The sequence below is a fragment of the Luteimonas aquatica genome, from assembly GCF_022662575.1.
Taxonomy (GTDB): Bacteria; Pseudomonadota; Gammaproteobacteria; order Xanthomonadales; family Xanthomonadaceae; genus Luteimonas; species Luteimonas aquatica.
Window position 1 is genome coordinate 1 of sequence record NZ_JALBFU010000027.1, and the last position, 4,333, is coordinate 4,333.

Annotated in this window: 1 pseudogene; it reads right to left on the reverse strand. The window is 73.6% G+C overall.

The features are described from left to right. Positions 1-4,333, reverse strand: a pseudogene (locus MD221_RS17340) (ESPR-type extended signal peptide-containing protein); the annotation flags it as partial.

Here is a 4,333-nt window from a genome sequence, read left to right on the forward strand (position 1 = left end):
GCTGTTCTGGCCCGCCGCCAGGGCGTTGTAGCCCACCGCCGTCGCGCCGTCGGCCACCGCATTGGCGCCGCTGCCCAGCGCCGAGGCGCCCGTGCCGATCGCGTTCGCCGCCTCGCCCGCCGCCGTGGCGTTGTCGCCTTCCACGTACGCGCCCGCCGCGCTGTCCTCGCTGTCGGTCGCCTTGAAGAAGCGGTCCGTGTTCTCCGCCGTCTTCTCCACTTCCTTCAGCTGCGCCACGTTCACCGCGTCGGTGTCTTCGGTGCCCGCCGCCACATTGGTGATCTGGCGCTCGGCGCCCGCGTCACCCACCGACACCGTGTTCTCGCGGCTGGCCACCGAGCCTGCGCCCAGCGCGACCGAATTGGCCGCGGTGACGTTCGTGTTCGCGCCCAGGGCGAGGCCGTTCTCCGCACGCGCGAAGGCGTTGGTTCCCAGCGCCGTGGCGTTTTCCTGGTCCGTCCAGCTGTTGTAGCCGACCGCCGTGGCTCCGTCCGCCGTGGCCCAGGCGCCGCTGCCGAAGGCGGAGGCGCCTTCGCCGGTGGCCTGCGTTTCGATCGGCCCGAAGATCGTGCTGATGCTGGAACCGACCGCGGTGCTGTTCGTTCCCGAGGCGATCGCATCGCCGCCGACCGCGGTGCTGCTGTCGCCGGACGCCGCGCTGAGGTTGCCCACCGCCGTGCTGTTGAACGCCGACGCCGACGCGCCGCCGCCCACCGCCGTGCCGTAGTCGCCGGTCGCCTGCGAACCGAAGCCGAAGGCCGCCGATTCGGTGCCGCTGGCGACGCTTTCCGCGCCGACCGCCGTTGCGGTCTCGCCGGTGGCGCTGCTGAAGTAGCCCACCGCCGTCGATTCGACGCCGCTGGCCTCGCTGAGCGCGCCGCTGGCCACGCTGCCGTCGCCCGAGGCGACCGCGGCCGCGCCGGTGGCGGTGCTCTGCTCGCCCGAGGCCTGGCTCTCGGCGCCCACCGACGTGGCGTATTCGCCGCTGGCCTGTGCATTCGCGCCGAAGGCCGCCGCGTTCGCCGCGCCGGCCACGCTGTTGTAGCCCGCCGCCGTCGCCGCGTCGGCGACCGCATTGGCGCCGCTGCCGAACGCCGAGGCGCCGGTACCGGTCGCGTTCGCCGCCTCGCCCGCCGCCGTGGCGTTGTCGCCTTCCACGTACGCGCCCACCGCGCTGTCTTCGCTGTCGGTCGCCTTGAAGAAGCGGTCCGTGTTCTCCGCCGTCTTCTCCACTTCTTTCAGCTGCGCCACGTTCACCGCGTCGTTGTCATTGACGCCGGCCGTCACGTTGGTGATGCGCCGCGTGGCCGGATAGCCGCCGCTGCCCGTGCCGTTGCCCACCGACACCACGTTCTCCTCGCTGGTGCGCGAGCCCGCGCCCAGCGACACGCTGTTGGCGCCGTTGGCCCACGCGCTCACGCCGATCGCCGTGGCATTGGCCGCGTAGGCGAACGTGTCCTGCCCGATCGCCGTCGCCCCGGCCTGCGTCGCCCAGGCGAACTGGCCGAGCGAGGTGGTCTTGGCCGCCGTGGCCCAGGCCGAACCGCCGACCGCGGTGCTGTTGTCGCCGGTCGCGCGCGAGCTGGAGCCCACGCCAACCGCGTTCAGTCCGCTCGCGGTCGCCGACTTGCCGACCGCGATGCTGTTGGTGCCGGTCGCCGCGCTCTGCGTACCCAGCGCCGTGCTGTAGTCGCCGGTCGCGTTGGCCACCGCGCCGAACGCCGATGCCTGCGCGCCCGTGGCGTAGGCACCCACGCCCGCCGCCGTCGCCGCGAAGCCTTCCGCGTTCGCGCTCGCGCCCAGCGCCGTGCCGCCCACGCCCGCGCTGGTCGCGCCCGTGGTCACCGGCTCGCCGCCGACGGTGATCAGCGGATCGCCGTTCTCGTCCACCGCGATCCCGCCCACCGCCACCGCCGCCGGACCCGTCGCCTGCGCGTTGTTGCCGAACGCCGCGCTGTTCTGGCCTGCCGCCAGGGCGTTGTAGCCCACCGCGGTCGCACCGTCGGCCACCGCGTTGGCGCCGCTGCCCAGCGCCGAGGCGCCCGTGCCGATCGCGTTCGCCGCCTCGCCCGCCGCCGTGGCGTTGTCGCCTTCCACGTACGCGCCCGCCGCGCTGTCCTCGCTGTCGGTCGCCTTGAAGAAGCGGTCCGTGTTCTCCGCCGTCTTCTCCACTTCCTTCAGCTGCGCCACGTTCACCGCGTCGGTGTCTTCGGTGCCCGCTGCCACATTGGTGATCTGGCGCTCGGCGCCCGCGTCGCCCACCGACACCGTGTTCTCGCGGTTGGCCACCGAGTCCGCGCCCAGCGCGACCGAATTGCCCGCCTGCGCATACGCGTTCGCGCCCACCGCCGTGGCGTTCTCCTCGCGCGCATAGCTGTTGTAGCCCAGCGCCGTCGACAGCTCGCCCGTGGCCCAGGCGCCGTTGCCGAACGCCGAGGCGCCCGTGCCCGTGGCCTGGGTCGGAATCAGCCCGAAGAACGTGCTGCCGCCCACCGCCGTGCTCTCCTCGCCGGTCGCCTGCGCCGATTCGCCCACCGCCGTGCTGCCGGTGCCGGTCGCCGCGGCGCCGTAACCCAGCGCGGAGGCGAAATCGCCGCCGGCCAGGCTGTAGCCGCCGACGGTCGTCGCACCCAGGCCCGAGGCCTCGCTGCGGAAACCGGTCGCGGTGGTCTGGGTGTTGGACGCCACCGACTCGGCGCCGCTGGCCGTGCTGTAGGCGCCCGTGCCCTGCGCGCCCTCGCCGAGCGCGGTCGCGCCGATCTCGCTCGCGTTCGCCGCCAGGCCCACGGCCGTGGACGACTCGCCCGAGGCCACGCTTTCCGCGCCCAGTGCCGTCGCGCCGTCGGCGCTGGCGCTGCTGTAGTAGCCCACCGCGGTGGACTCGGTACCGCTGGCTTCGCTCAGCGTGCCGTTGGCCACGCTGCCGTCGCCCGAGGCGATCGCGGCCGCGCCGGTGGCGGTGCTCTGCTCGCCCGAGGCTTCGCTCTCGGCGCCCACCGCCGTCGAGTACTCGCCGACCGCCTGCGCGTTCGCGCCGAAGGCCGCCGCGTTCGCCGCGCTGGCCACGCTGTTGTAGCCGACCGCCGTCGCCGCGTCGGCGACCGCGTTGGCGCCGCTGCCGTAGGCCGAGGCGCCGGTGCCGATGGCATTGGCCGCCTCGCCCGAAGCGGTGGCGTTGTCGCCTTCGGCGTAGGCGCCGGCATCGCTGTCCGCGCTGCCGGTGGCCTGGAAGTACTTGCTGTCCTGGGTGGCTTCCTGCAACTGCGCCAGGTTCACCGCATCGCTGGCCTCGGTGCCCGCCGCCACGTTGGTGATCTGGCGCTCGTTGCCGGCGGTGCCCACGGAGACCGTGTTCTCGCGGTCGGCGAGCGAGCCCGAGCCCAGTGCCACCGAATTGGCGGCCAGCGCCTGGCTGCCGGCACCGATGGCGACGCCGCTCTCGGCATCGACGAAGGCGTTGGTGCCGATGGCGATGCCGTGCAGCGCATTGCCGAAGGCCTGGAAGCCGAGCGCCACGCTGTAGTCCTCGTAGCCGAAGGCGCCGCGGCCCACGGCCACGGCGTTCGCGCCGGGCGTCCAGCTGTTGTAGCCGATGGAGGTCGAGCCGTCGCCGTCGGCCCAGGCGCCGTTGCCCAGGGCACTGGTATTGACGCCGGTGGCCCAGGCATAGGAACCCACGGCCGTGGCCCCTTCTTCGGTCGCCCACGAAGCCGCGCCGATCGCGGTGGCATCGTCGCCCTTGGCCCAGGCCTCGTCGCCGATCGCGGTGCTGTAGCCACCGGCCGCGCGCGACTTGTAGCCGCCGGCGAAGGTGTGGTCGCCCGTCGCCTGCGCGCCGTAGCCGTAGGCGCTGCTGACCTCGCCCGTGGCCTGCGCGCCGGCGCCGGTCGCGGTGGCGTTCTCCACGGCGTTGGTGCCGATCAGCACCGGATTGCCGTTCTCGTCGACGATGGGCTGGTTGTACTGGTCGTAGGCCTGGCCCATGCCGCCGACAGCCACGCTGCCCGCGCCGTTGGCGGCGCTGTTCTGGCCGACCGCGACGGTGTTGTCGCCGGCGGCATTGGCGCCGCTGCCGAACGCCGAGGCGCCGGTGCCGATCGCGTTCGCCGCCTCGCCCGCCGCCGTGGCGTTGTCGCCCTCGACATATGCGCCCACAGCGCTGTCCTCGCTGTCGGTCGCCTTGAAGAAGCGGTCCGTGTTCTCCGCCGTCTTCTCCACCTCCTTCAGCTGTGCCACGTTCACCGCGTCGGTGTCTTCGGTGCCCGCCGCCACGTTGGTCAGCTGACGCTCCTTGCCGGCGCTGCCGAAGGAGACCGTGTCGGCGCGGTCGGCC